Source organism: Burkholderia sp. BCC1640, from assembly GCF_902833125.1.
GTDB lineage: Bacteria > Pseudomonadota > Gammaproteobacteria > Burkholderiales > Burkholderiaceae > Burkholderia > Burkholderia diffusa.
Window position 1 is genome coordinate 139324 of the sequence record NZ_CADFEF010000018.1, and the last position, 24457, is coordinate 163780.

A 24457-nucleotide genomic window follows, 5' to 3' on the forward strand; every position below is an offset into this window, starting at 1 on the left:
GCATAGCGAGTCGCGGCGCGGGTTGGCCCGGCGGCGACATATCTGGTTGTTCTGCGTGGGCGGTCGGCCGAAGACGGAGGCAGGCGGCGCCTGGATCAGAACTTACGAGTATACGGAATTTATATTACAGAATCTTTCAAGTTCGGATTGTGCGGTTTTGTGGCACGCGAGGCGCATCAATACCGCATCAAAATCGTGGGCTCGACACACGCAAGGTGCGCATGATACCGGGAACCGACGGGGTTTTCTCATCAGATGAATGACTTGTGATGCATTTGGGAGAAATTCTCCGGCCCGGCCGGGCGAGCGAGGGCAAAACCGCGACCGGGCGCGGGTTTCAGCGAAGAGGGACGGATCGTCGCGCCACGCCCTTCGTCACTTCGCCCGCTCGTGCGCCGCGAGCCCGATCGCATTGTAGTCGTAGGTCGGATAGAACTCCGTCCGGTACGCGCCCCAGGCCGTGTCCTCGAGCACGCGATTGACCTCCCGCACCCGCGACGCCGGCAACCGCAGCACGACGATCTGCCCGATCCCCATCGTCACCGTCCAGCTCACCACCTCGACGCCCGGCGGCGGAAACGCCTTGTAGAACCCCTGTTTCGCGAGCTGCGCGTTCAGCTCGGCGAGCGGGCGCGACTGGTCGTGCTTCAGGAAGACCGTCAAGAGCACCGCGTTGTCGGGCGTCGCGGTGGCCGTGCCGGCCGGTACCGTCGACGTCTGCCCGACGGCCGGCGCGCCGCAGAATGCGGCTGCGGCCAGCGATGCGACGATCGCAAGGGTTCGAAGCGGGTGATTCCGGCGTGCCGTCATGACGCGACTCCGTGGCTGCATGGATGACGCCGTCATCATGCGCCGTCCCGCGCGTCGCTGCAGCGTGCGCGCTAGTCGGTGCCGGCCCGTTCGCGCAGCACGTCGATGAACGCGCGCAGCTTGGCCGGCACGTGCTTGCGATTCACGTAATAGAGCCACATCGGCGGCAGCGTCCGGCACGCTCCCGGCAGCACCTCAACGAGCGTGCCGTCGCGCAGGTCCGCGTCGATGCGCTCGCGCATGAACGCGAACGCGATGCCGACGCCCTCGCGCGCGGCATCGATCACCGCATCCGCATCGTTCGTCACGAACACGCCTTCCGGATCGAGATCGACGTCGCGGCGGCCGTCGTGCAGCAGCCACTTGTGCAGGCGCCCGCTCTCCGAAAACCGGAAACGGATGCACGCATGCCGTTCCAGATCGGCGATCGACGCGGGCGTGCCGTGCCGCGCCAGATAGCCGGGCGATGCAACCAGCGCGCAGGTGAGCGCGGGCGCGATGCGCACGCCGATCATGCCTGGCTGGAGCCGGTCGGCAAGACGAATCCCCGCGTCGAAGCCGTCCTTCGCGATATCGACCAGTTCGTTCTCGTAGCGGATTTCGAGCCGGACCTTCGGATAGCGCGCGCGGAACGCGGCAAGAACCGGGGCAATCACGCGTGTGCGCGCCAACGGCAGCGCGGTGACGCGCAACAGCCCGCCGGGCTCGCTGCGCACCTCCTTCAGCGCGTCGCGCGCCTGCATGACCTGCCGGTATGCGGGCTCCGTCTGCTGCAGGTAGTGCTGGCCGGCCTCCGTCAGGCTCACGCCGCGCGTGCTGCGATTGAACAGTTTCACGTTCAGCTCGCCCTCGAGCTGCCCGACCGCGAGACTGACGGCGGCGGGCGTCAGGCCCAGCGCGGCGGCCGCGCGCGTGAAGTTGCCGGCCGTCGCGACACTCATGAACACGTGCAGCCCGGCCATCGGATCGCGTCTGCTCATCATTAAAAAAACTTGAAACTCCTTCGAGCGGAATGCGGATTCTCCCATATACCGGAACTGCCTACACTGGCCCGGCCGTCCCTCACAGGAGCATCGAATGGATCCGCACAGCCCCGCACTGCCGATCGCCGTCGTCCGGCAGACGATCGAATCCGCGCTCGCGCAGGCCGCGTCGCTGCAGGTCGCCGGCGTGTCGATCGCGATCGTCGACGCCGGCGCGAACCTGCTCGCGTTCGTGCGCACCGACGACTGCTTTCTCGGCGCGATCGACCTTGCCCAGCGCAAGGCGCTGACGGCGATCCGCTTCCGCGCATCGACCGCCGCGCTCGGCGCGATGTCCGGCGACGGCCCGCTGCGCGGGATCGAGCACAGCCACGGCGGGCTCGTCACGTTCGGCGGCGGCGAGCCGCTCGTCGACGGCAGCGGGCGCTGCGTCGGCGCGATCGGCGTATCGGGCGGCAGCGTCGAGCAGGACAACGCGATCGCCCGGCACTGCCGCGATCGCTTTCACGCAACCTTTCCCACCTCGAGGTAAGCACATGGCACAGAAACGCATCCTCATCACCGGCGCGGGCACCGGCTTCGGCCGCGAAGTCGCGCTGCGGCTCGCGCAACACGGTCACGCGGTCACGGCCGGCGTCCGCACGACCGCCGAGATCGACGCACTGACCGACGCCGCCGCGCAGCGCGGCACCGCGTTGCGCGCGGTGAAGCTCGACGTCACGTCGGCCTACGATCGCGCCCGCGCGGCCGAACTCGACATCGACGTGCTCGTGAACAACGCGGGCGTCGGCGAAGCCGGCGCGCTGGTCGACCTGCCGGTCGAGATCGTGCGCGAGCTGTTCGACGTCAACGTGTTCGGGCCGCTCGAACTCACGCAGCAGATCGCGCGCGGCATGCTCGCGCGCGGGCACGGCAAGATCGTGTTCGTGTCGTCGATCGCGGGGCTGATCACGGGGCCGTTCACGGGCGCCTACTGCGCGTCGAAGCACGCGGTCGAATCGGTCGCCGAGGCGATGCACGCGGAACTGGCGCCGCACGGCATTCGCGTCGCGGTCGTGAACCCGGGCCCGTACAGCACCGGCTTCAACGACCGGATGATGGAGACGCCGAGGCGCTGGCGCGATCCGGCCGTCCACACCGTGACGCCCGAGCGGCTGACCTTCCCGCTCGAGCAGCACGACCCGGAGGAAATGATCGCGAAGATGGTCGACGTGGTCGAAAGCGACGGCGGCGCGTTCCGCAACCTGCTGCCGCAGTCGTCGGAAGCATTCGTGCGCGCCGAGCAGGCGCGCGCGTGGAACCGGCAGCAGTAACGCGGGCCGGCCGCGGCACGCGGGGTCACGCCACCTCCGCCCTCGACGGCCATGCCGGCAGCCCGAACCGCCGGCGGTTTCGGCTTGCCGGCCGCCGTGTCGGGCCGGCAAGCCCGCCCGGCCGCGTCAACTCGCGCCGCCTGCGCTCAATACACGTCCCGCATGTAGCGCCGCGCCTTCGAAAGCCGCGCGACGTAGTCGTTCGCGGCTTCGTCCGACATCCCGCCATGCTCGGCGACGACCGCCTTCAGCGCGGTATCGACGTCCTTGGCCATGCGTGCGGCGTCGCCGCACACGTAGAAGTGCGCGCCCTCCTCCAGCCACTTGTACAGCTCGGCGCCCTGCTCGCGCATGCGGTCCTGCACGTAGATCTTGTCGGCCTGGTCGCGCGAGAACGCGAGATCGAGCCGCGTGAGGAAACCGCTGTCGCGCATCGCGCTCAGTTCGTCGCCGTAGTAGAAGTCGGTCTGCGCATGCTGCTCGCCGAAGAACAGCCAGTTGCGTCCGCACGCGCCGCGCGCCTGCCGCTCGTGCAGGAAGCCGCGGAACGGGGCGACGCCGGTGCCGGGCCCCACCATCACGACGGGCACGTCGCCGTTCACCGGCGGCCGGAAATGCGCGGACTTCTGCACGAATACCGGCACGCGGCCGTCGTCCGCGCGATCGGCGAGGAACGTCGACGCGACGCCTTTGCGCGCTCGCCGGCCGTTGTGATAACGCACGGCCGACACGGTCAGGTGAATCTCGCCCTGGTGCGCGCTCGGGCTCGACGCGATCGAATACAGGCGCGGCTGGAGTCGCTTCAGCATCCCGACCAGCTCCGTACCCGACAAATCGACCGGGAACTCGTGCAGCACGTCCGCGAGTTGTTGCCCCCACAACCATTGCTTCAGGTCGGCCTTGCGATCGTCGCCGAGCAGCGCCTTCAGCGCGCCGTTCGCGCTGCGCGACGCGATGAACGCGAGCGTGTCGGGATGCGGACGCGTGATGTCGAAGTGGCGCGCGAGCGCATCGCCGAGCCGCACGTCGCCGATGCCCGCGACCGACACGGGCGCATCGGCCTTCAGCGCGGTGACGGACAGCAGCTCGTCGACCAGCTCCGGGCAGTTGGTCGGCCACACGCCGAGCGCGTCGCCGGTTTCGTATTCGAGGTTCGCGCCTTCGGTCGACAGCGACACGTAGCGCGTGTCCTTCGCGGCGCCCGGCCGGTTGAGACGCAGGTTCGCGACGAGCTTCGACGGCGCGGGATGCGCCTTGGTCGGCAGCAGCCCCGACGCGCTCACCCCGGCGGACGGCACCGCGTGCAGCGCGGCATCCGCTTCCTTGATCCGGGCAACCACGCGTTCGAGCCACTGGTCCGCATCGCGCTGGAACTCGACGTCACAATCGACGCGCGCACACAGGCGCGCAGCGCCGAGTTCCGCGAGCCGCGCGTCGAGCCGGCGGCCGTGCCCGCAGAACTGGTCGTAATTGCGATCGCCGAACGCGAGCACCGCGAAGTGCACGCCGTCGAGACGCGCGGCGCTGCCGGCCTGCAGCGCATCCCAGAACTCGCTGCCGTTGTCGGGCGCGTCGCCGTCGCCGAACGTGCTCGTCATCAGCAGCACGTATTGCGCGCCGGCCAGCGACGCGACCGGATAGTCGGACATGCACGCGGTGCGGATCTCGAACCCGGCATTCATCAGCTGCGTCGCGTAGTCCTCGGTCAGCGACTCGATGTTGCCCGTCTGTGACGCCCACAGCAGCACGACCTTCGGCCGCGTGCGCACGATCCGCACACCGCCGGGCGCGGCGGCCTCCGACGGCAGCACAGGCGCGGCACCGTCCGATGCGTGGGCAGGCACCGAGCGGCTGAACAGCCCTGCGAGCATGCCCTCGAGCCAGAACCGCACCGGCGGCGCGAGCGGCGCGCCGGCCGGCAGCACCGGCACGCCGCCTTCGCGCCGCCCGGCGCTCGCTTTCAGCCCGCTGACGAGGCCGGCCACGTACAGGCGCTCCGTATCGGAGAGCGGCGGCGGCGCGAGATCGGCCACGCCGAGCGCCGCCGCGAATGTGTCGAGGTCTGCCATGTCGGATTCCTGTGAAGCCGTGATCTGCGCCGACGCGGGTGCGGGCCGCGCGTCGGCAGCGGAGGCATCGGGTCGCGCCGTGTCGTCGTCGGCGGACGCGAACGCGTCCGTGTCGACGCGCGTCAGCGCGACCGCGCAATATTTCAGTTCGGGCTGCTGAGATTCCGGGTCGATCGCGTCGTTCGTCACCGCATTGATGCACAGATCGTCACCGTACACGTCGTTCCAGTGCATCGGCGCGAAGCAGTTGCCGCGCCGCACGCGCTCGGTCACGACGGCCGGCAGCACCGCGCGGCCGCGCGCCGAGCGAATCTCGACGCTGTCCTTCGTCGCAATGCCGAGCGCGCTCGCATCGTCCGGATGCAGCTCGACGAACGGGCGCGGATTGAGCTTGTTCAACATCGCGACCTTGCCCGTCTTCGTCATCGTGTGCCACTGATGCTGCAGCCGGCCGGTGTTCAGCACGATCGGGAACGTGTCGTCGGGCAGTTCGGCCGGCGCGACGTGCGGTCGCGCGAGGAAGCGCGCCTTGCCCGACGCCGTCGGAAACGCAATACGCGGCGCGTCATGCCCGTCGGTCGCCGGGCGCGGCGTCTGGCTCACGCCGTCGTTCAGGTAGCGGATCGGGTGCCGCTCGCGCGCAGTGCCCGGCGCGACCGGCCATTGCACCGGGCCATCGCGCAGCGCCGCATGGCTCGCTCCGCGCAGGTCGTAACCGGTCGCCGGATTCGAAAACCGCACGATCTCGTCGAACACGTCGGCCGCCGACGCATAGTCGAACGCATCGCCGAAGCCCATCGCGCGCGCCACTTCCGCGACGATGCGCCAGTCCGGCAGCGCGTCGCCGGGCGGCGCGATCGCGGCGCGCATCAGCGTCATGTTGCGCTCGGAGTTGACCATCACGCCATCGCCCTCGGCCCACAGCGCGCCAGGCAGCAGGATGTCCGCGTAGCGGTTGGTCTCGGTGTCGAGGAACGCGTCCTGCGCGATCACGAGCTCCGCGGCTTGCAGCCCCGCGATCACGTTCTGCCGGTTCGGCACGGTCGCGACCGGATTCGTGCAGACGATCCAGCACGCCTTGATGTCGCCTGCAGCCATTTGCTCGAACAGGTCGACCGTGCCGCGGCCGGCGTCCTTGCGCAGCGTGCCGGCCGGCACGCGCCACAGGTTTTCGACGAAGCGCCGGTCGTCGTCGGACAGCACCGAGCGCTGGCCCGGCAGGCCGGGACCCATGTAGCCCATCTCGCGCCCGCCCATCGCGTTCGGCTGGCCGGTCAGCGAGAACGGCCCGCTGCCCGGGCGGCAGATCGCGCCGGTCGCGAGATGCAGATTGCAGATCGCGTTGGTGTTCCATACGCCGTGCGTGCTCTGGTTGAGCCCCATCGTCCAGCAGCTCATCCATTCCTGCGCGTCGCCGATCCACTGCGCGGCGGTGCGGATGTCGGCTTCCGCGAGACCGGTGATTGCCGCGACGCGCTCGGGCGTGTAGTCGGCGAGGAACGCGGGCATCGCGTCCCAGCCTTCGGTGTACGTATCGATGAACGCGGCATCGGTGCGGCCGTTCGCGTGCAGCAGATGCAACAACCCGTTGGTCAGCGCCAGATCGGTGCCGGGCCGGATCTGCAGGAACAGGTCGGCCTTGTCGGCGGTGCCGGTGCGGCGCGGATCGACGACGATCAGCTTCGCGCCGGCCTTCACGCGATCCATCATGCGCAGGAACAGGATCGGGTGGCAGTCGGCCATGTTCGCGCCGATCACGAAGAACAGGTTCGCGCGATCGAAATCCTGGTACGACCCGGGCGGGCCGTCCGCGCCGAGCGACTGCTTGTAGCCCGTGCTCGCGCTCGCCATGCACAGGCGCGAATTCGACTCGATGTTGTTGGTGCAGACGAAGCCCTTCGCGAGCTTGTTCACGAGGTATTGCGCCTCGATCGACATCTGCCCCGACACGTAGAACGACAACGCATCGGGCCCGTGCGCGTCGAGCACCGCGCGCAGCCGCCGCGCGGTCTCGACGATCGCATCGCGGGCCGGCAGCGGCACGAGGTCGTCCTCGCGCGCGCGCCGCACGAACGCGCGGTCGAGCCGCCCGGAACGGCGCAACGCGACGTGCGCCGACGAGCCCTTCGTGCACAGCCGCCCGAAGTTGGTCGGATGATCGGAGTCGCCGGACACCTTGACGACTTCGTCATCCTCGACGTGCAGCACCATTCCGCAGCCGACGCCGCAGTACGGGCACACGCTCTTGACGGGGGTGGCGGTCATGCGTGCTCCGTCGGCGCTCAGGCGGCGATCCACACGAAACCGTCCTCGACCCGCGACGGATACGCGTTCACCGATTTCTCGGGGGATTCAAGGCATTCGCCGGTCCGCAGGTCGAAATGCTGCTTGTACAGCGGCGACGCGACCACCACGCGCTCGCCGAGGCTGCCGATCAGCCCGCGCGACATCACCGCTGCCTGCGACACCGGATCGACGTTGTCGATCGCGAACACGCCGCCTTCCTCGGCATGCGCGACATGAAACACGGCGACCTGCTCGCCGTTGACGAGCGCACACACGCCGGTGTTCGGCACGATGTCGTCGAGCGGGCACACGCGGGTCCAGGACAGGGGAAGACGATCGTTCATGATGGACTCCTTGAAAAAGACGCTGCTGTCGGTCAGCGTCAGACGGTTGCGGGTTCGGCGACGACGGGAATCGCAACGGGCTTGCCGCCTGCGCGCTCGTCGGGCGTGGCGGGACGGATCTGGCCGCGCGTTTCGACGAACGCGATGGTCGCATCCGGCGCGTCGCTGTTCACGAAATGGCGGAATCGCTTGCGCGTTTCCGGATCGGTGACGGCCTTCTTCCACTCGCATTCGTAGGTGTCAACCACGTGCTGCATGTCGGCCTCAAGTTCGGCCGCGATCCCGAGCTTGTCGTGCACGACGACGTCGGTCAGGTAGTCGAGCCCGCCTTCGAGGTTGTCGCGCCACACGCTGGTGCGCTGCAGCCGGTCGGCGGTGCGCACGTAGAACATCAGGAAGCGGTCGATGTAGCGGATCAGCGTGGCGCGGTCGAGGTCGGACGCGAGCAGTTCCGCATGACGCGGCTTCATCCCGCCGTTGCCGCACACGTACAGGTTCCAGCCCTTCTCGGTCGCGATGATGCCGATGTCCTTGCCCTGCGCTTCCGCGCATTCGCGCGTGCATCCCGACACGCCGAACTTGATCTTGTGCGGCGCGCGCAAACCCTTGTAGCGGTTCTCGATGTCGATCGCGAGGCCGACCGAATCGTCGACGCCGTAGCGGCACCACGTCGAACCGACACACGACTTCACGGTGCGCACCGACTTGCCGTACGCATGCCCCGATTCGAAGCCTGCCGCGATCAGCTCTTCCCAGATCGCCGGCAGCTGCTCGACGCGCGCGCCGAACAGGTCGACGCGCTGGCCGCCCGTGATCTTCGTGTAGAGCCCGTATTTCTTCGCGACCTGGCCGACCGCGATCAGCCCTTCCGGCGTCACCTCGCCGCCCGGCATGCGCGGCACGACCGAGTACGTGCCGTCGCGCTGGATGTTGGCGAGGTAGTAGTCGTTCGAATCCTGCAGCCCCGCATGCTCCTTTTTCAGCACGAACTCGTTGAAGCACGACGCGAGGATGCCCGCCACCGCCGGCTTGCACACGTCGCAGCCGAGCCCGTGGCCGTGCTTCGCGAGCAATTCGTCGAACGTCGTGATGCGCTCGACGCGGATCAGATGGAACAATTCCTGGCGCGAATGCGGGAAGTGCTCGCACAGATGGTTGTTGACCGCGAGACCCTGCTTCTTCATCTCGGCCTTCATGATCTGCGTGACGAGCGGCACGCAGCCGCCGCATGACGTGCCCGCGCCCGTGCATGACTTCAGTGCGCCGAGGCTTGTCGCGCCATCCGCCACCGCCGCGCAGATCTGCGACTTCGACACGTTGTTGCACGAGCAGATCTGCGCGCCGTCCGGCAGCGCGTCGACGCCGATCGCCGGCTTCGCCGCGCCGTCCGACGACGGCAGGATCAGGAATTCCGGCGACTCGGGCAGCTCGATGCGATTCAGCATCATCTGCAGCAGCGTGCCGTATTCGGCCGCATCGCCGACCATCACCGCGCCGTGCAGGAACTTGCCGCAGTCCGACACCACCAGCTTCTTGTAGACCTGGCGGCGCTCGTCCGCGTACTGGTAGGTGCGGCTGCCGGCCGTCGCGCCGTGCGCGTCGCCGATGCTCGCGACGTCGACGCCCATCAGCTTCAGCTTGGTGCTCATGTCGGCACCGGCGAACGCGGCTTCGGACGCTTCTTCCCGGTCGCCGCCGAGCTGCTTCGCGACCACGCGCGCCATGTCGTAGCCCGGTGCGACGAGGCCGTACACCATCCCGTTCCAGGCCGCGCATTCGCCGATCGCGTAGATGTCGGCATCGCTCGTGCGGCACGCGTCGTCGATCGCGACGCCGCCGCGCGGGCCGATCTCCAGACCGCACGCACGCGCCAGTTCGTCGCGGGCGCGGATGCCGGCCGAGAACACGATCATGTCGGCGTCGAGATGCGAGCCGTCGGCGAACGCCATCCGGTGCGCGCCTTCGTCGCCGTCGACGATCTCGAGCGTGTTCTTGCCCGTATGCACGGTCACGCCGAGCGCCTCGATCTTCGCGCGCAGCATCCGGCCGCCGCCGTCGTCGACCTGCACCGCCATCAGCCGCGGCGCGAATTCGACGACGTGCGTGTCGAGCCCCATGTCGCGCAACGCCTTCGCGCATTCGAGGCCCAGCAGCCCGCCGCCGATCACCACGCCGCGCTTCGCGTGCGTGCCGCACGCCTGCATCGCTTCGAGATCCTCGATCGTTCGGTACACGAAGCAACCGGCGCGATCGCGGCCCGGCACCGGCGGCACGAACGGACGCGAGCCCGTCGCGAGCACCAGCTTGTCGTACGCGAGCGTTTCGCCGGACGCGAGCGTGACCGTGTGCGCGGCACGATCGATCGACGCGACCTGGGCGTTCAGGCGCAGGTCGAACTGCGGATGACGCTCGAAGAAGCCGGGTTCCACGAGCGACAGATCGTCCGCCGACTTGCCCGCGAAGAATTCCGACAGGTGCACGCGGTCGTACGCCGGGCGCGGTTCCTCGCCGAGCACCGTGACCTGCAGCGTGCCCGCCGCGCCGGCTTGCGCGGCGACACATTCGAGGAGCTTGTGGCCGACCATCCCGTGGCCGATGACGATGAGTTTCATGGTGACGTTTCCTTCGGTCGATCAGTTCGCAGCGCTGGCGGCGGCCAGTGCGCGATCGCGCAGCTCGGCCTCGCGTGCCTTGTGTTCTTCGCTGAATCGCACGGCCATCGCGCACAGTGCGGTCGCGGTGACGGCGAGCCCGAGCAGGCTCAGCGTGTGCTGAACGTCGCCGACGCCCTTCAGCAGGAACGCCGCGGCCACCGCGCCGACGTTGCCGCCCGCGCCGACGATCCCCGCGACGCCGCCGAGCGCCTTGCGGTCGATGAACGGCACGAGCGCATAGGTCGCGCCGCAGGCCATGTGCGTGAAGAGGCCGAAGGTCAGCATCGCGACGAGCGCCATGCCGATGCCTTGCGCATGCGAGAACCAGATCAGCCCGAGCCCTTCGCCGACGATCAGCGCGCACAGCAGCGCCGCGCGCACGTCGAGGCTGCGGCGTGCGGCGATCTTGTCCGACAGCCAGCCGCCGAGCGCGCGGGCGAACAGCGCGAGCAGCCCGAACATCCCGACCGCGAAGCCGGCGTCCTTCAGCGACAGCTTGAAGTGATCGACGTAGTACAGCGCGGCGATGTTGTGGATGAACACCTCGACGCCGAAGCACGCGCCGTACGTGACGAACAGCATCCACACGCGATAGTTGCCGCATGCGGCGAAGAAGCTCGCCCAGCCGCCCTTCTTGCCGCTGTCGACCGTCACGCCCTGCTTGCGCAGCGCGACGAAATCGCCTTGCGGGCAGTCCTGCGTGAAGCGCCAGTACGCCCAGGCCATCGCGAGCATCGCGACGCCCGGCACGACGAGCGCGATGCGCCACGACGCGTCATCGCCGAAGCCGAGCATCAGGCCTGCAGCGACGAGCAGCGGCATCATCGCCTGCGTCGCGCCCGCGCCCGCGTTGCCCCACCCGGCCGTCGTCGCGTTCGCGGTGCCGACCACGTTCGGCGCGAACATCACCGACGTGTGGTACTGCGTGATCACGAAGCCCGCGCCGATCGCGCCGATGCCGAGCCGGCAGATCAGGAACGTCAGGTAGTCGTGCGAGAACGACACCGCGAACACGGGAATCGCGCCGAGCACGAGCAGCCCGACATACACGCGGCGCGGGCCGAAGCGGTCGCACAGCGGACCGACCAGCAGCCGCACGGCGATCGTCGCGGCCACCGCGGCGATGTTGATGTTCGCGACCTGTGCCGCGGTGAGGTGAAATTCGCGCGCAATCAGCGGCATCAGCGGCGCACACGCGAACCACGCGAAGAAGCATACGAAGAACGCCATCCACGTCATGTGGAACGCGCGCATCGGCGCGGTGCGGAAGCTGAAGAGATCGATACGAGTAGCTTTGTCGGTCATGTCATCCGCCAAACGAAAAACGGCGTCCTGCACACCCGGTCTCGTCGAGACCCGATGTGTAGGACGCCGTTGCCCATGAAGCCCGTTTCCGGGCGCGTCGGTAATCGGTACTGCGGACGAATCGCCGTTGATCCGCCCGACCGAGCTTACGCAAACGCCATGCCATGTCGGCCCGAATCGCACCGGCGGCCCCGTCGCACAAGGCGCGCGGGTCGACGGACGCGTGGCTGCGGTGCGCGGCGCGCGATGCGTCGCGATGCAGCCAGGCACAGATGTGGTGCGCTGCAGCACTGTCGCCGTGCGACATCGCGGTGCGCGATGACGGGGCGCGATGCACGCCGATGCGGCATCGCGTGCGCCGCGTCCCCGCGGCCGCATGTGTGCCGGCCTCCGTCGCGCGGGGCGTCGCGCCGCGCATGTCGCCGCGCTCGCCGCCGCGCTCGCTCAGGTTGGCCCGGATATTGCTGAATTCTCTCCACACACCGGCAACGGCGCCGGTGGGCAGTCCCCGCAAGTCGGCCCGCCATCGCAGGCGGGCGCAGCAGATCAGGACAACGACGTCCCCCCGTGCGCGGCACGGCCGGATGCCATGGTCACGTCGACCGCCCGCCGCCGCCGCAAGCAACAACGCGTTATCGACAGCCGCTCGCTCGCACGCGCGCGGCAATGGAATACGACATGACGACTGGAAAAGTCACGCTGCTGGGCGCCGGCCCCGGCGATCCCGATCTCCTCACGCTGAAGGCCGTGAAAGCGCTGGCGGCCGCCGACGTGCTGCTACTCGACGATCTCGTCGCGCCCGGCATCGTCGAACTCGCGCCGCACGCGCGCGTGATCCGCGTCGGCAAGCGCGGCGGCTGCCGCTCCACGCCGCAGGCATTCATCGAGAAACTGATGCGCCGCCACGCGCTGCGCGGCGCGCACGTCGTGCGCGTCAAGGGCGGCGACGCGCTGCTGTTCGGCCGCGCCGGCGAGGAACTCGCGACGCTGCGCGCCGCCGGGATTCCGGTGGACATCGTCAACGGCATCTCGTCGGGCTTCGCGGCCGCCGCGAGCCTCGGCGTCTCGCTCACGCACCGCGAGCACTGCCAGGGCGTCACGTTCGTCACCGCACACCGCCAGGACCACGGCGAACCCGACTGGGCGACGCTCGCGGCGACCGGCACCACGCTCGCGATCTACATGGGCATGAGCCGCGTCGACAGCATCGCGGCGGGCCTGCTCGCCGCCTTGCCCGCGTCGACGCCGGCCGCCGCCGTGCAATGGGCCGGCACGTCGCACGAGCGCCGCTGGACCGGCACGCTCGGCGGCCTCGCGCGCGGCGTCGCGGCAGCCGGGCTCGGCAGCCCGGCCGTGATGCTCGTCGGCGCGGCGATCGGCGAAGCCGCCGTGCACGGCACCGATGCCGCCGGCGAGGCAATCCTGTCTCGAGCGGCGTAGCATGGGTCACGTCACGCGGCACCGTCCGCACACCCGTTCCGCTCACCGCGGCCGCGTTCGCGGCGGCTGCCGGGGATGCATACGCGAGGTTCCGAGCACATCGGCTTCCGTCCGCACCCCGCAATCGCCGTTCAACCGTTGCACCGACGCTCGTCCGTCCCCGTTCGCGTCATGAGTTCGTCCGTCCCGCCCGCACGCCTGCGCGTGCTGCTCGTCACCGACACCGACAAGCCGATCGGCGAACTCGGCGACGCGCTCGCGCGCCTCGGCTACGAGATGCTCAACGACGTCGCGACGCCCGCGCGCCTGCCCGCCGCCGTCGAGGAGCAGCGTCCCGACGTCGTCATCATCGATACCGATTCGCCGTCGCGCGACACGCTCGAGCAACTCGCCGTGATGCACGCGACCGCGCCGCGCCCCGTGCTGATGTTCAGCCACGATGCCGACCAGGCGCTGATTCACGCGGCGGTCGGCGCCGGCGTCAGCGCGTATCTCGTCGAAGGCTTGTCGGCCGAGCGCCTCGCGCCGATCCTCGAAGTCGCGCTCGCGCGCTTCTCGCACGACGATGCATTGCGCCGCCGGCTCGCCGACGTCGAGCGCGAGCTCGCCGAACGCAAGCTGATCGATCGCGCGAAGCGCCTGCTGATGGATCAGCGCAGGCTGTCCGAGCACGATGCGTATGCGTTGCTGCGCAAGCGTGCGATGGATCAGGGCCAGCGCATCGTCGACGTCGCGCGCCAACTGCTCGATGCGACCCACCCGTCATGAATGCCATGAAACCTTCGCCTCCCGCCGCGCCGGAACGCGCGCATCTTCGTCTCGGGTTCGTCGCGCTCAGCGACGCCGCCCCGCTGATCGTCGCGCAGCACCTGAATCTCGGCGCGCGCCACGGCCTGACGCTGGAGCTGTGCCGCCAGCCCTCCTGGGCCGCCGTGCGCGACAAGCTGCTGACCGGCGAACTCGACGCCGCCCACGCGCTGTACGGGCTCGTGTGCGGGCTGCAGGTCGGCATCGGCGGCCCGCAGGCCGACATGGCCGCATTGATGGTGCTGAACCGCAACGGCCAGGCGATCACGTTCGCCCGCGGCCTCGCCGACGCGTACCGCGCAAGCGGCGACGTCCGCGCGGCGCTCGCGACGCTCGGCCGCAAGCCGCTGCTCGCGCAGACCTTCCCGACCGGTACCCATGCGATGTGGCTGAACCACTGGCTCGCGTCGCACGGCGTCGATCCGCTGCGCGACGTGCGCAGCGTCGTGATCCCGCCGCCCGAGATGGTCGCGGCGCTCGCGAGCGGCGAGCTCGACGGCTTCTGCGCGGGCGAGCCGTGGCACGCCGTGGCCGAAGCCTGCGGCGCGGGCCGGACCGTCGCCGTCACCAGCGAGATCTGGCCCGATCATCCGGAGAAAGTGCTCGCGGCCCGGCGCGATTTCGTCGCGCTGTATCCGGCCACCGCGCGTGCGCTGATCCGCACGCTCGTCGATGCGTGCGCGTGGCTCGACAACCCCGCGCACCGGCGCGACGCGGCCGACTGGCTCGCGTCTCCCGACGCGCTCGGCGTGCCGGCCCGGCTGATCGCGCCGCGCCTGCTCGGCGACTACGGCGCGGGGCCGTTCGCGCAGCCGCCGCTGCCGATCCGCTTCCACGACGGCGGCGCCGTGAACCGGCCGGATCCGCAGGAAGGCCGCTGGTTCCTGCTGCAATACCGGCGCTGGGGCATGCTCGACGGCACGCACGACGACGCGGCGATCGCTGCGGCAATCGCGCAGACGGCGTTGTATGATGCTGCGGTCGCCGAGGGCGATGCGGCGGACAGGTGATCCCGACACGGGCTGCCGGAGCCACCGCGCAGCGCCATGCCGTGCCCTGCGGAACGCCTGACGCGATGCGCCGGTCCGCCGCGCCGCATGGACACCCGCGTTCGTGCCGCCACTCCGTCCCCGTTCAGAATCGATGCCGAAACGAACGCGCACGCCGCTCGACGTGCTGCTCACCGAAATCCGCGCGTGCCGCGCCTGCGAAGCCGACCTCCCGCTCGGCCCGCGCCCCGTCGTGCGCGCCCATCGCGACGCCCGCATCCTGATCGTCGGGCAGGCGCCCGGCGCCCGCGTCCACGCGAGCGGCATCCCGTGGGACGATGCGAGCGGCAAGCGGCTGCGTGACTGGCTCGGCGTCGACCCCGACACGTTCTACGACGAGACACGCTTCGCGATCGTGCCGATGGGCTTCTGCTACCCGGGCCGCGGTGCGAGCGGCGACAACCCGCCGCGCCCCGAATGCGCGCGACTGTGGCTCGACCGGCTGCTCGCCGGATTGCCGTCGATCCGGCTGACGCTGCTGGTCGGCCAGTACGCGCAGCGGCATTTCCTGCGCGACACACGCAAGGCGACGCTGACCGACACCGTGCACGCGTGGCGCGACTACGGCCCCGGCGTGCTGCCGCTGCCGCATCCGTCGCCGCGCAATCAGGCGTGGTTCAAACATCATCCGTGGTTCGACGCCGAGATCGTGCCCGAACTGCGCCGGCGCATCGCGCCGCTGATCGCCGGCTGACACAAGCCGGCCGTGCCCCGCTTCCTACCGAAATGAATCAGAACGACATCGATTTTTCATGCACCGGCTGCGGCCGTTGCTGCCACGACCTGCGCATTCCGCTGACCGTCGCCGAGGCCACTGCCTGGCTGCGGCGCGGCGGCCACGTGGAACTGTTGTGCGACGCCATGCCCTGGCCCGTCGAACCGGCCGCCGACGACGCGTTCGCCGCGTACAAGCGCGCCCGTTCGTCGCCCGCGCTCAGCGGTACGCTGCCGGTACGCGTCACGACCCTGCTCACCGCGTCCCATGCCGGGCCATGCCCGAACCTGCTCGACGATTTGCGCTGCGGCATCTACGAAGAACGGCCGCTGGTGTGCCGGATCTACCCGGCCGAGGTCAATCCGTTCGTGCCGCTGGTGCCGGACGGCAAGCAGTGCCCGTCCGATGCGTGGCAGCACGCGCCGCTCACCCGCGGCGGCACGATCGTCGACGCGCTCACGCGCGAGAACATCGTGCGCGCGCGGGAAGCAAGCGCGGCCGAGGCGCCGCTGCGCGCGCGCCTGTGCGCAGCGCTCGGCATCGATACGGCAGCCGTCGCGAACGAAGGCTTCGCGATTCATGCGCCGCCCGCCGACCTGCTGCTGGCCGCGCTGCGCGTGCTCGACGATGCGCGCGCGACGGCCGCCGCCGAGGCTGCCCCGACGGCATGGACGCTGCTCACGAATCGCAGCGCGACGGCCGACACGCTCCGCTCGGTCGGCGCATCCAGCCGGCTTGCCGCATCCGACGAGGCCGGCGCGCGCTGCCGCTACCTGGGCTTTCATCCGGCCGCCTGATTGGCTCGTCGCCGGGCGGGTGCGCGCCGCCCGGCCGGCCGGTGCGGATCGCGCCCGCGGATTCCGGCCGCGCCCGGTTCGCTGTACCATCGCGGCTCAACCGCGTCACGAACAGCAGAATCCTTCATGCCCTCCACCGCCCCGCCGCGCCTGTACGGGATGCCCGAACGCAGCGACCGGCTCGATTTCTACATCCGCGACCAGGCGTCGCGCCAGGCGATCACCGAGCCGCATCGGCACGCGTATTTCCAGATCCAGTTCAACCTCGGCGGCGACACCGAACAGCGGATCGGCGGCGTCACGCGGCCGTTTCCGCGCGGCGCGCTCGCGTTCGTGCTGCCGCACCGCGAGCACCTGATTCCGCATCCGGAAGGTGCGCACTTCATCGTGATCAACTTCAGCCAGGCGTTCCTGCGCGCCGATCTCGACGTCGATCCGCTCGATCTCGAGGACGTGCCCGCGCACCGCTTTCCCGAGCTGACGCCGTTCCGCTTCCAGGAACATCTCGACTTCATCCTGACCGGCGACGCCTTCGACGAGGCGCGCCGCCTCGCGCTGTGCATGCTCGATGCCGACCGCGTGCGCACCTTCGGCTCGACCACGTTGCTGCGCGGCTACTTGCTGCAGCTGATCGGACTCGTCTGCACGCAGTACGCGGGGGCGCTCGACAAGCTCGCGCAGCGCGGCGCCCAGCGCGCGGGCCGGCGCGACGCGCTCGCGCGCGTGCTGCGCCACGTGCGCGCGAACCTGACCCGCGAGGACCTGACGCTCGCGGCCACCGCCGAGGCCGCCTTCCTGTCGCCGAACTACCTCGCGCACCTGGTGCGCAAGGAAACCGGCAGCACCTTCACCGATCTCGTGACCGAGCGCCGGATCGCGCTCGCGCAATCGCTGCTCGCGCATACGAGCCGGCGCATCGCCGACATCGCGCGTTCCGTCGGTTTCCGTGACGAAGGGTATTTCGCGCGGCGCTTCCGCGCGCGGGTCGGCGTGTCGCCGAAGGCGTACCGCGACGCGAACGCCGCGCTGCCGGCCGCCGACGACGCGCCAGTGGCCGGCGACGCGTAGATTTGTCCGGTTAAAGCGCAGTTGCGTCGCATCCGGGCGCGCATGCGTCGGGTATCGTTCCATGCATGCCGGCCCGTAGTGGATTGCGCGGGCGACGGCATCCGTCTTTCCATCGAACGAGGCCATCCGATGTCCGCATACGTCATCGACGCTTCCGAGCGTCCTTCCGTCGAAGTCGAACAGTCGTCCGCGCGCTTTCCGGTGCGCCGCGTGTTCTGTGTCGGCCGCAACTACGCCGACCACGCGCGCGAAATGGGCGCCGATCCCGATCGCGAACCACCGTTCTTCTTCACGAAACCGGCCGACGCGATCGTCCCGGCCGCCGGCACCGTCCCGTATCCGCCGCTGACCGGCGACCTCCATCACGAAATCGAGCTGGTCGTCGCGATCGGCAAGGACGGCCGGTCGATCGACCCGGCCGAGGCGCTGTCGCATGTGTGGGGTTACGGCGTCGGCGTCGACCTCACGCGCCGCGACCTGCAGGCCGAGGCGAAGAAGCTGAGCCGGCCGTGGGACTGGGCGAAGGGCTTCGATGCGTCCGGCCCCGTGACCGCGCTGCGCGCGGCGACCGCGACCGGCCATCCGGCCAGCGGCCGGATCTGGCTCGCGGTCAACGGCGAAACGCGCCAGCAAGGCGATCTCGCCGACATGATCTGGGCCGTGCCGGACGTGATCGCGTACGTGTCGCGCTCGGTCGAGCTGAAGGCCGGCGACCTGATCTTCACCGGCACGCCGGCCGGCGTCGGCGCGCTGCAGCCGGGCGACCGCGTGACGGGTGGCGTCGACGGCGTCGCGACGTTCGAGTTCGTGATGGGGGCGAAGCCGTAACGCATCGTGCGGGGGCATGTGACGTGGCGTTCGTCCGACGGCCGTCGCGTCGTGCCGCTCCTTGCCGATCCGGGTGGCGATTGCATCGTGCCGGATCGGCATGCCGTTCGTGTCCCGTCGATCACGCGCCCCGTTCGCGTGCGTCGAAAATTCGTATGCACACCGCAGCCGCCAGCGCGATCGCCGCGGACAGCAGCATCATGACCAGCGGCGCATGACCGGCGTTGCCGACGGTCAGCACAGCGCCCGTCAGCGACGATAGCGCCGCCCCGCCCGCGATCGTCATCGCCCCGGCCAGCCCCGATGCGCTACCGGTCAGCTCCGGCCGCACCGACATCGCACCCGCATGCGCGCCCGGGTTCGACAGCCCGTTGCCGATGCCGATCAGCACGCACGGCCCGAACCATGCGATCGCGTGCGTCGCCCCTCCGAAAAACAACGCGAGCGCGATCGCCGGCCCCATGCACGCGACCACGCGTCCGCACAGAATCGTCGTGGCGAGCGGATAGCGATGCGCGTAACGCGCGGCCAGAAAGCTGCCACACACGAAGCCGGCCGTGATCGTCCCCATGTAGAAGCCGATTTCCGCCGGCGGGATGCGGAACACGGCCTGCGCGGCGAGCGGCGCGCCGGCCAGGAACGCGTAGAACGCGCCGGTCGAAAACGCCATGCAAAGCGCATAGGCCCAGAAGCGGCACGCCCGGAGCAGCGCGGGATATGCGCGAAGCTGCTGGGCAAGCGTCACGGCGCGCATCGTATGCGTCTCCGCGAGATCGAACGCGCACCAGCCGAGCAGCACGATACCGCCCGCACCGAGCAGCCAGAAGCTCGCGCGCCAGCCGACCGTCTGATCGAGCACGCCGCCGAGCGTCGGTCCGATCATCGGCGCGAACGCGGCCGCCATCGCGGCATAGCCGATCCGGCTCGCCGCGCGCGCGCCGCCGGCGGTATCGCGCAGCGTCGCCATCGACACCGGATAGACCGACGTGATCGCCGCCTGCATCAACCGGCACGCGAGGAACGCACGGATGTCGGTCGCCATCGCGCAGCCCAGCGACCCGAGCGTGAAGACGCCGAGGCTCGTCAGCATGATCGGCCGCCGCCCGAATCGGTCCGACAGCGGCCCCATCACGAACTCGAGCGAAGCGGCGACTGCTGCGTAGCCGCCGAGAGACAGTGCGACGAGTGCGTAGTCGGCGCGCAGGTCAAGCGCAATCGCGGGCAGTGACGGCAGGAACAGGCTCAACGGCAGCACCGAGAACGCGCATAGCAGGATCAGCGTTGCGGGTCGCGGTGCGGCTCGTTCGGAAGCGATCGGCGGGTTTGGTTGCAAGCGGGTGGCCTCCGGGCGCGTGGCCGTGCGCAATGGAAAAGGAGCTTGTGGATTTCCGTGGATGTCGCTTGTCGATCCGAAACGGACGGTCGCTCCTGCGCGAAGCGGTCATTCAATTCGTCAGCGCTGGCATCCGTCTACGCTATCAATAATTTATCAATGACCACGCAAAAAGTACCGATCCCATCAAAATAAGAGCAATCCCGTTCGCCACGACGACCAGTTTTGCATATTTTGTTTTAAAAACAAACGAATAAAATCCAAACAAATTAACCCATGGGTGCCGCTTCCGAAACTCAAGAAAAAGCGACGGAGAGACTGCTTTAAGAATCCCAATTGCTATACAAAATGCACCGGCGATGCTGGCCCCTAGTTTTTCGTTCATTTCCAACCTCTACTTAACCAAGGCTTACACCCGCTCGTGCTTCGGCTGCACGAACGTATGCGTCTGTCTGCCACTCCTCGTAACCTAGAAGGAACCCCTCCATGCGTTCAAGTGATTCGTTCCAGCCGGTTACTTTCGCCGTATGCCAAAGAAGGATATAGGCATCAATTCGCCACGCTTCATCAGATCTCGCATACAAAATTCGTCTTGTACGGTAGCCTTTCAGAATTTCTGTTTCGACGTACTCTCTTTTGAGAAATAGTCCGTCCGCCACATAGCGATCGAATAGTTGCTCGGGAATCACGCTCTCGTCTGTCGACGACGGATATTCCTCACTAAAGGCGGCAAGAGGTTTCATGCCGTCAAGCATCAACGCAAGTTCCCGGTTTGTGTGGATTTGATAAGGAAGGTCGTCAAACCAACGGCGGGGTCTCAGAACTGCTGAGATCGATTCTCCAACGGGCAGTCCGAAATGTGATGAGAATCTAGCCGTCTCGTGGGCATCCAACTCATAATCATGGTCGCAGTCAAAATCGTCGCCTTCCAACAAGGATGAAATGACAGACGAATCCGGCACTTCGATCGGAAAGCTCTTTGCGGAACATGCCGTGTTCACATCAATGGTTTCGACAATGAATTTCATGACCATATCGAAGCCCCGGGGTTAGATATTGAAGATTGTCGTCAATCTAGCGCCGTCAGTCCAACGTCCGCTCCTGGCCGCTCGCGGCCGGCCGCCGCCCTGCAACGCGCGACTGGCGCAGATCGACCCGGAGCTGTCTCTGGCCAATGGCTCGATCGGTCGCTTGTCATCGGTATCGACCTAGCTTGCAGACGGATAGCCTGTGTCATGAATAAAGAGAAGCCGATAATCCAAGGAAGCTCGGGCCACTGAGCGTGGCCCCGTCCAGCGAGCCACCGCTACTAAGAGCATTGGATACGGCAGCGAGAATGCCACTCCTGTCCGCGTTGTTTCTCAATACATGACGAGGGCCGGAGTGAAAGATGTGTTGGGCAATCTCCAGCGCCGCCACGAAAACCGGCTCATGAGTGATTGGAACCTCCACCCAAGCTCCGGATTCATCTCGCACCGCAAAAGTGTCCGGTAGCGTCATGCCCGATGCCGCCGGCAGATGTGACGCCACGACCAAGCCGAACGCTTCCGGAATGATATCGACTAGTCTACGCACTGTCGTATCATCTCCGACTAATGCTCGAATTCGGTTTTCGATTTCGTCATCGATACATTCTTGAGCACCGAGAATTTCGACTGCAGCAACAATTATGTTGATGGAAACAGGCACCATTCCGTCGATTGATTTTCTGATTGCGGTGTGGGTAGTCTTGGTCTCAGTACGACCATTGTCAATGGCCTCAGCTCCGACGTCGAACGTCTCTTCATGGCCGGTAGCTGTCCCTCCCCATCAGCGACAACTGACCGGCAGTTGCCGGTCGTGATCTCCAGCAACTGGCCGAACGGCGAACTGCGAGCAGTCCCCTGCGGGCCACTGGTAAACTCGGGCAGCCAAAGCAACTTTTCCCGGTCACATGAGCACGCAACCCACCGCAGCACCTGCACCCGTCACTCCAATGATGCAGCAGTACCTGCGCCTTATCTGACAAGGCTAGATACGCAAAGCTACGCCGAGACCTACGCCCGCACTTTTATGGATGGGCCGCTACCGACCCAAACGTGACGTCAGGCCTTCTCATTTGCGGACATTCGCGGCAAGGTGTATTCCTTAGAGTCCCCCCCAAGCCACTGAATTACGGTTCCATGTTCATCGCTTAGCTCGACTTGAGCGAGTGCGCCGTTCACCAGCGAGAGCTGCGGAGGGACATGCCCAATATCCATATCGTAAATAATCGGGCAACCAACCTCGCCAAGAGCCGACTGCAATGCTTCGACGTAGCTTAAATCGCCGGATTGGATGCGGTCAGGTCCGGCATTTCGACCGATCAATATTCCGGAAAGCCCTTCGAACCACCCATTAAAGCGCAGGCCCAGCAGAGAGCGGACAACGTCGCAGGGTTTCATTTCCGCATTCTCCAAATAAAGAAGCGTCCCATCCGCCCCGGAATGCTGGACAAAATGCGGAACGCCCCCGAACTCAGTGCCGGCGAGCCGGGGGATTGTATCTAGGCAGCCACCAATGAGTCGGCCCGAGAGCTTGAGATCAGACGCGTTGCCATCCAACAACTTCCAGGTTGTATCTTCTTCAAACGAAGAGCCAGCCTGCGATTTTGCATCCATGCTCTTGTGGCGTAGCGACGCGCTCTGAGAAAACCGAGCACCGGGCGGCAAAGTCAAAATACCCCAGATCGCAGATGTCACTTCGTCGAAATCGGTCGGTCCGAGTTGCATCAGGTTCGGCCCATGTAAAGTCGCCCATCCCGCAATGGTTGTAAGCGGGAGATGCAACGTGCTGAGATCCGAAAAGCCCGAAAACCACTTTGCCGGGGCGGTCGCTAACGCCCGGAAGTCAAGAAGCGGCAGCAACTCCATCGCGAGTTCGCCGCCCCACGGCGGCATGATGGCGGCGACGTCGGGATCCGTCAGAAATCGCATCAATTCCGAAGCACGCTGTTCGCGTGAGGCACTGGCAGATCTGTAATGCTGGCGAAGGCATCCGCCTTCGATCACCCGATACCCCCGCTGACTCAACGCCTCAATTGCCGCATCGAGGCGAGCGTGCAAATGTATGGGAACCCCGGATGATGGCGCGGTTATCGCGATCAGGTCACCATGAGCAAGCGGTTTCGGGAAGCGAATATTCATTGTTTTTGTCTGGGTTGTCAGAGAACGCGCAATTGCCTTACCGATTCAAGTATGGGGTCGGTAGCGATTCTAGTGGTCTACCGAACATCGAATCGCGTGCAAAATCGGTGAACTGATAGTCGTTCGCGGCCACATTGTCGACGATTCAAAAACCAGAGTCGAATGTCCCAAACTGGCCGAATCCGGAAGCTCGAAGTTGGTGGCCAGTCGCCCGCGCTGGCACCGGCGCCGAACTCCCACTGCCGACCCTGAAGCGACGTTCATCATCGCCGAAAGCGGACTTTGCCGGTGTGCAGACCTGCGGTCCAGAATCGACGTTGATCGAGGTCAGTCGCGATCTACGCCTGGATGAGCGTGGCACCGCGGAAAACGTTATAGGGCGCGGATTCGAGGCTCAAGCGTTCAGGGATTGGCAGTCCGTTGCCGCAGTAGTCGATTTCAACATAACTCAAATGGCCAGAATTGTCGGCAAACAAAAGGATTTCAAGCGACCGCAACTCTTCAAAGCCACTGTGATCGCGGAAGTCTGCTTCAAACACTAGTCTGTAACCGTGTCCGCTAGTTGCTATTCTAGGCAACTCGTCGGGAGTGGTCATTGACAGTGCGAAACTGTTGCACCCGCATTCACAAAGCTCAACGATTTTGGCGTTCGCAAATTGGGCTGCTAGCGCATTGGCATTGGGAAATTGACAGCGTTCAAGAATGAACGCAATCCAATAAGCTGCGCGGTCTTTGTCGTTTCGCATTTTGGGCCCGGGTCTCTCAAGTAGCTTGCAGCTTGCGAGCACAAAAACCCGAATCTGTGGGCGAAAAAACCGAGAACCCGAACTCGACGAGCGCGGACCGTAGTCGCTCGGTAAGTGTTATCCCATAGACCTCCAGGATCGAATAACCCGGATCGTACGAGTGACAATTGTGGTGTTCGTCGACAGAATTGAGGATTGCGTCGAACCAGCTTTCTTGATCCACACCATATTGAATGAACGTGGTGACGCCGCCTTCCATGTTGAGCCTGGATGGGTTCGGCGATGCTCTCCAGATTTGCTCGGCAACAGCAATATTCGCGGTAGTAGCAACGACCCAAGTGTGCCGTACTCTCGTGGCCACTTCCTGGATACGAGCGCCGAAATCAGGATCTACGATGAGTGCGACCGTGTTGTTCGTCGGCATTCGTCTTCTCCCGTTGCGCGCACCTATCCCATCAGGAACAGGCAGGTTGAAAGAGTCCGATGGCAATTGTCAACGATTCAGCCAGCAATGTCGAATGTCAGAAACTGGCTGGCTGCAGCCCGACGCGTTCGGCTGTAGGCGACCCGGAACGGTCCGTCGACTTTCTCGGTAGCGGTCATTCGTTGTTGGGTTTGGGCGTTGGTATGATTTTGATTTGATCGAGAAGAAAAGAGATTGAACAACGAATGAGACTCGACATCGAGGGCAAAGCGGCCATCATCGCGCCTACGTACACACAGATCGCTCGTGAGCTCAAGTCACT

22 protein-coding genes are annotated in these 24457 nt (G+C 66.8%); 9 read left to right on the forward strand and 13 right to left on the reverse strand.

Annotated elements, in window-relative coordinates:
- Positions 1-375: 375 nt before the first annotated feature.
- Entirely contained in the window at positions 376-810 is a 435-nt protein-coding gene (locus tag HWX25_RS20565) for a hypothetical protein (protein ID WP_175910094.1), read from the reverse strand.
- A 71-nt stretch (positions 811-881) separates the two neighbouring features.
- Positions 882-1790, reverse strand: a complete 909-nt coding sequence (locus HWX25_RS20570) for a LysR family transcriptional regulator (RefSeq protein WP_175910119.1) — start codon at positions 1788-1790, stop codon at positions 882-884.
- A gap of 97 nt (positions 1791-1887) precedes the next feature.
- Between HWX25_RS20570 and HWX25_RS20575 the strand changes: the two genes are divergently transcribed.
- On the forward strand, positions 1888-2325 hold the full coding sequence (locus HWX25_RS20575) for a heme-binding protein (RefSeq protein ID WP_175910095.1): 438 nt from the start codon (positions 1888-1890) through the stop codon (positions 2323-2325).
- A 4-nt stretch (positions 2326-2329) separates the two neighbouring features.
- Positions 2330-3106 (forward strand): SDR family oxidoreductase, encoded by a 777-nt coding sequence (locus HWX25_RS20580; RefSeq protein ID WP_175910096.1) that lies wholly within the window; start codon positions 2330-2332, stop codon positions 3104-3106.
- A gap of 146 nt (positions 3107-3252) precedes the next feature.
- Here HWX25_RS20580 and HWX25_RS20585 read toward each other — a convergent pair whose 3' ends face one another.
- The 4 genes from HWX25_RS20585 to HWX25_RS20600 are packed head-to-tail and all read right to left on the reverse strand — an operon-like array spanning position 3253 to position 11764.
- Positions 3253-7440: a bifunctional nitrate reductase/sulfite reductase flavoprotein subunit alpha gene (locus HWX25_RS20585; protein ID WP_175910097.1), complete on the reverse strand. Its 4188-nt coding sequence runs from the start codon at positions 7438-7440 to the stop codon at positions 3253-3255.
- 17 nt (positions 7441-7457) lie between these two features.
- On the reverse strand, positions 7458-7805 hold the full coding sequence (gene nirD / locus HWX25_RS20590; protein WP_059697731.1) for a nitrite reductase small subunit NirD: 348 nt from the start codon (positions 7803-7805) through the stop codon (positions 7458-7460).
- A 38-nt stretch (positions 7806-7843) separates the two neighbouring features.
- Entirely contained in the window at positions 7844-10417 is a 2574-nt protein-coding gene (nirB, locus tag HWX25_RS20595) for a nitrite reductase large subunit NirB (RefSeq protein WP_175910098.1), read from the reverse strand.
- Between the two features lie 21 nt (positions 10418-10438).
- Entirely contained in the window at positions 10439-11764 is a 1326-nt protein-coding gene (locus tag HWX25_RS20600; protein ID WP_175910099.1) for an MFS transporter, read from the reverse strand.
- Between the two features lie 678 nt (positions 11765-12442).
- On the opposite strand from HWX25_RS20600, the gene cobA reads away from it, so the two are divergent.
- The 7 genes from cobA to HWX25_RS20635 all read left to right on the forward strand — a co-directional run bounded on the left by cobA (position 12443) and on the right by HWX25_RS20635 (position 18468).
- Positions 12443-13204, forward strand: coding sequence for a uroporphyrinogen-III C-methyltransferase (gene cobA, locus HWX25_RS20605; protein WP_175910101.1), 762 nt, complete (start codon positions 12443-12445; stop codon positions 13202-13204).
- Between the two features lie 171 nt (positions 13205-13375).
- Complete coding sequence (locus HWX25_RS20610) at positions 13376-13972, forward strand: ANTAR domain-containing protein (protein WP_059537542.1); 597 nt, start codon at positions 13376-13378, stop codon at positions 13970-13972.
- 5 nt (positions 13973-13977) lie between these two features.
- On the forward strand, positions 13978-15021 hold the full coding sequence (locus HWX25_RS20615) for a CmpA/NrtA family ABC transporter substrate-binding protein (RefSeq protein WP_059819675.1): 1044 nt from the start codon (positions 13978-13980) through the stop codon (positions 15019-15021).
- Positions 15022-15154: 133 nt separating this feature from the next.
- Complete coding sequence (locus HWX25_RS20620; protein ID WP_059697735.1) at positions 15155-15754, forward strand: uracil-DNA glycosylase family protein; 600 nt, start codon at positions 15155-15157, stop codon at positions 15752-15754.
- Between the two features lie 32 nt (positions 15755-15786).
- Positions 15787-16572, forward strand: coding sequence for a YkgJ family cysteine cluster protein (locus HWX25_RS20625; RefSeq protein WP_175910103.1), 786 nt, complete (start codon positions 15787-15789; stop codon positions 16570-16572).
- Positions 16573-16698: 126 nt separating this feature from the next.
- Positions 16699-17640, forward strand: a complete 942-nt coding sequence (locus HWX25_RS20630) for a helix-turn-helix transcriptional regulator (RefSeq protein WP_059537533.1) — start codon at positions 16699-16701, stop codon at positions 17638-17640.
- 129 nt (positions 17641-17769) lie between these two features.
- Positions 17770-18468 (forward strand): fumarylacetoacetate hydrolase family protein, encoded by a 699-nt coding sequence (locus HWX25_RS20635; protein WP_059537530.1) that lies wholly within the window; start codon positions 17770-17772, stop codon positions 18466-18468.
- Positions 18469-18589: 121 nt separating this feature from the next.
- Here HWX25_RS20635 and HWX25_RS20640 read toward each other — a convergent pair whose 3' ends face one another.
- From HWX25_RS20640 to HWX25_RS20670, 7 genes are all read right to left on the reverse strand, one after another.
- Positions 18590-19801: an MFS transporter gene (locus tag HWX25_RS20640; protein WP_175910105.1), complete on the reverse strand. Its 1212-nt coding sequence runs from the start codon at positions 19799-19801 to the stop codon at positions 18590-18592.
- Between the two features lie 145 nt (positions 19802-19946).
- Complete coding sequence (locus HWX25_RS20645) at positions 19947-20186, reverse strand: hypothetical protein (protein WP_175910107.1); 240 nt, start codon at positions 20184-20186, stop codon at positions 19947-19949.
- Positions 20187-20199: 13 nt separating this feature from the next.
- Positions 20200-20829, reverse strand: a complete 630-nt coding sequence (locus HWX25_RS20650) for a hypothetical protein (protein ID WP_175910109.1) — start codon at positions 20827-20829, stop codon at positions 20200-20202.
- A gap of 205 nt (positions 20830-21034) precedes the next feature.
- Entirely contained in the window at positions 21035-21493 is a 459-nt protein-coding gene (locus tag HWX25_RS20655) for a hypothetical protein (RefSeq protein WP_175910111.1), read from the reverse strand.
- A 392-nt stretch (positions 21494-21885) separates the two neighbouring features.
- Positions 21886-22965, reverse strand: coding sequence for a S66 peptidase family protein (locus tag HWX25_RS20660; protein ID WP_175910113.1), 1080 nt, complete (start codon positions 22963-22965; stop codon positions 21886-21888).
- A 338-nt stretch (positions 22966-23303) separates the two neighbouring features.
- The gene (locus HWX25_RS20665) at positions 23304-23711 is read right to left on the reverse strand and encodes a hypothetical protein (protein WP_175909927.1); all 408 of its coding nucleotides are present in this window, start codon (positions 23709-23711) and stop codon (positions 23304-23306) included.
- Between the two features lie 16 nt (positions 23712-23727).
- Positions 23728-24135 (reverse strand): hypothetical protein, encoded by a 408-nt coding sequence (locus tag HWX25_RS20670; protein ID WP_175910114.1) that lies wholly within the window; start codon positions 24133-24135, stop codon positions 23728-23730.
- Positions 24136-24457 lie beyond the last annotated feature (322 nt).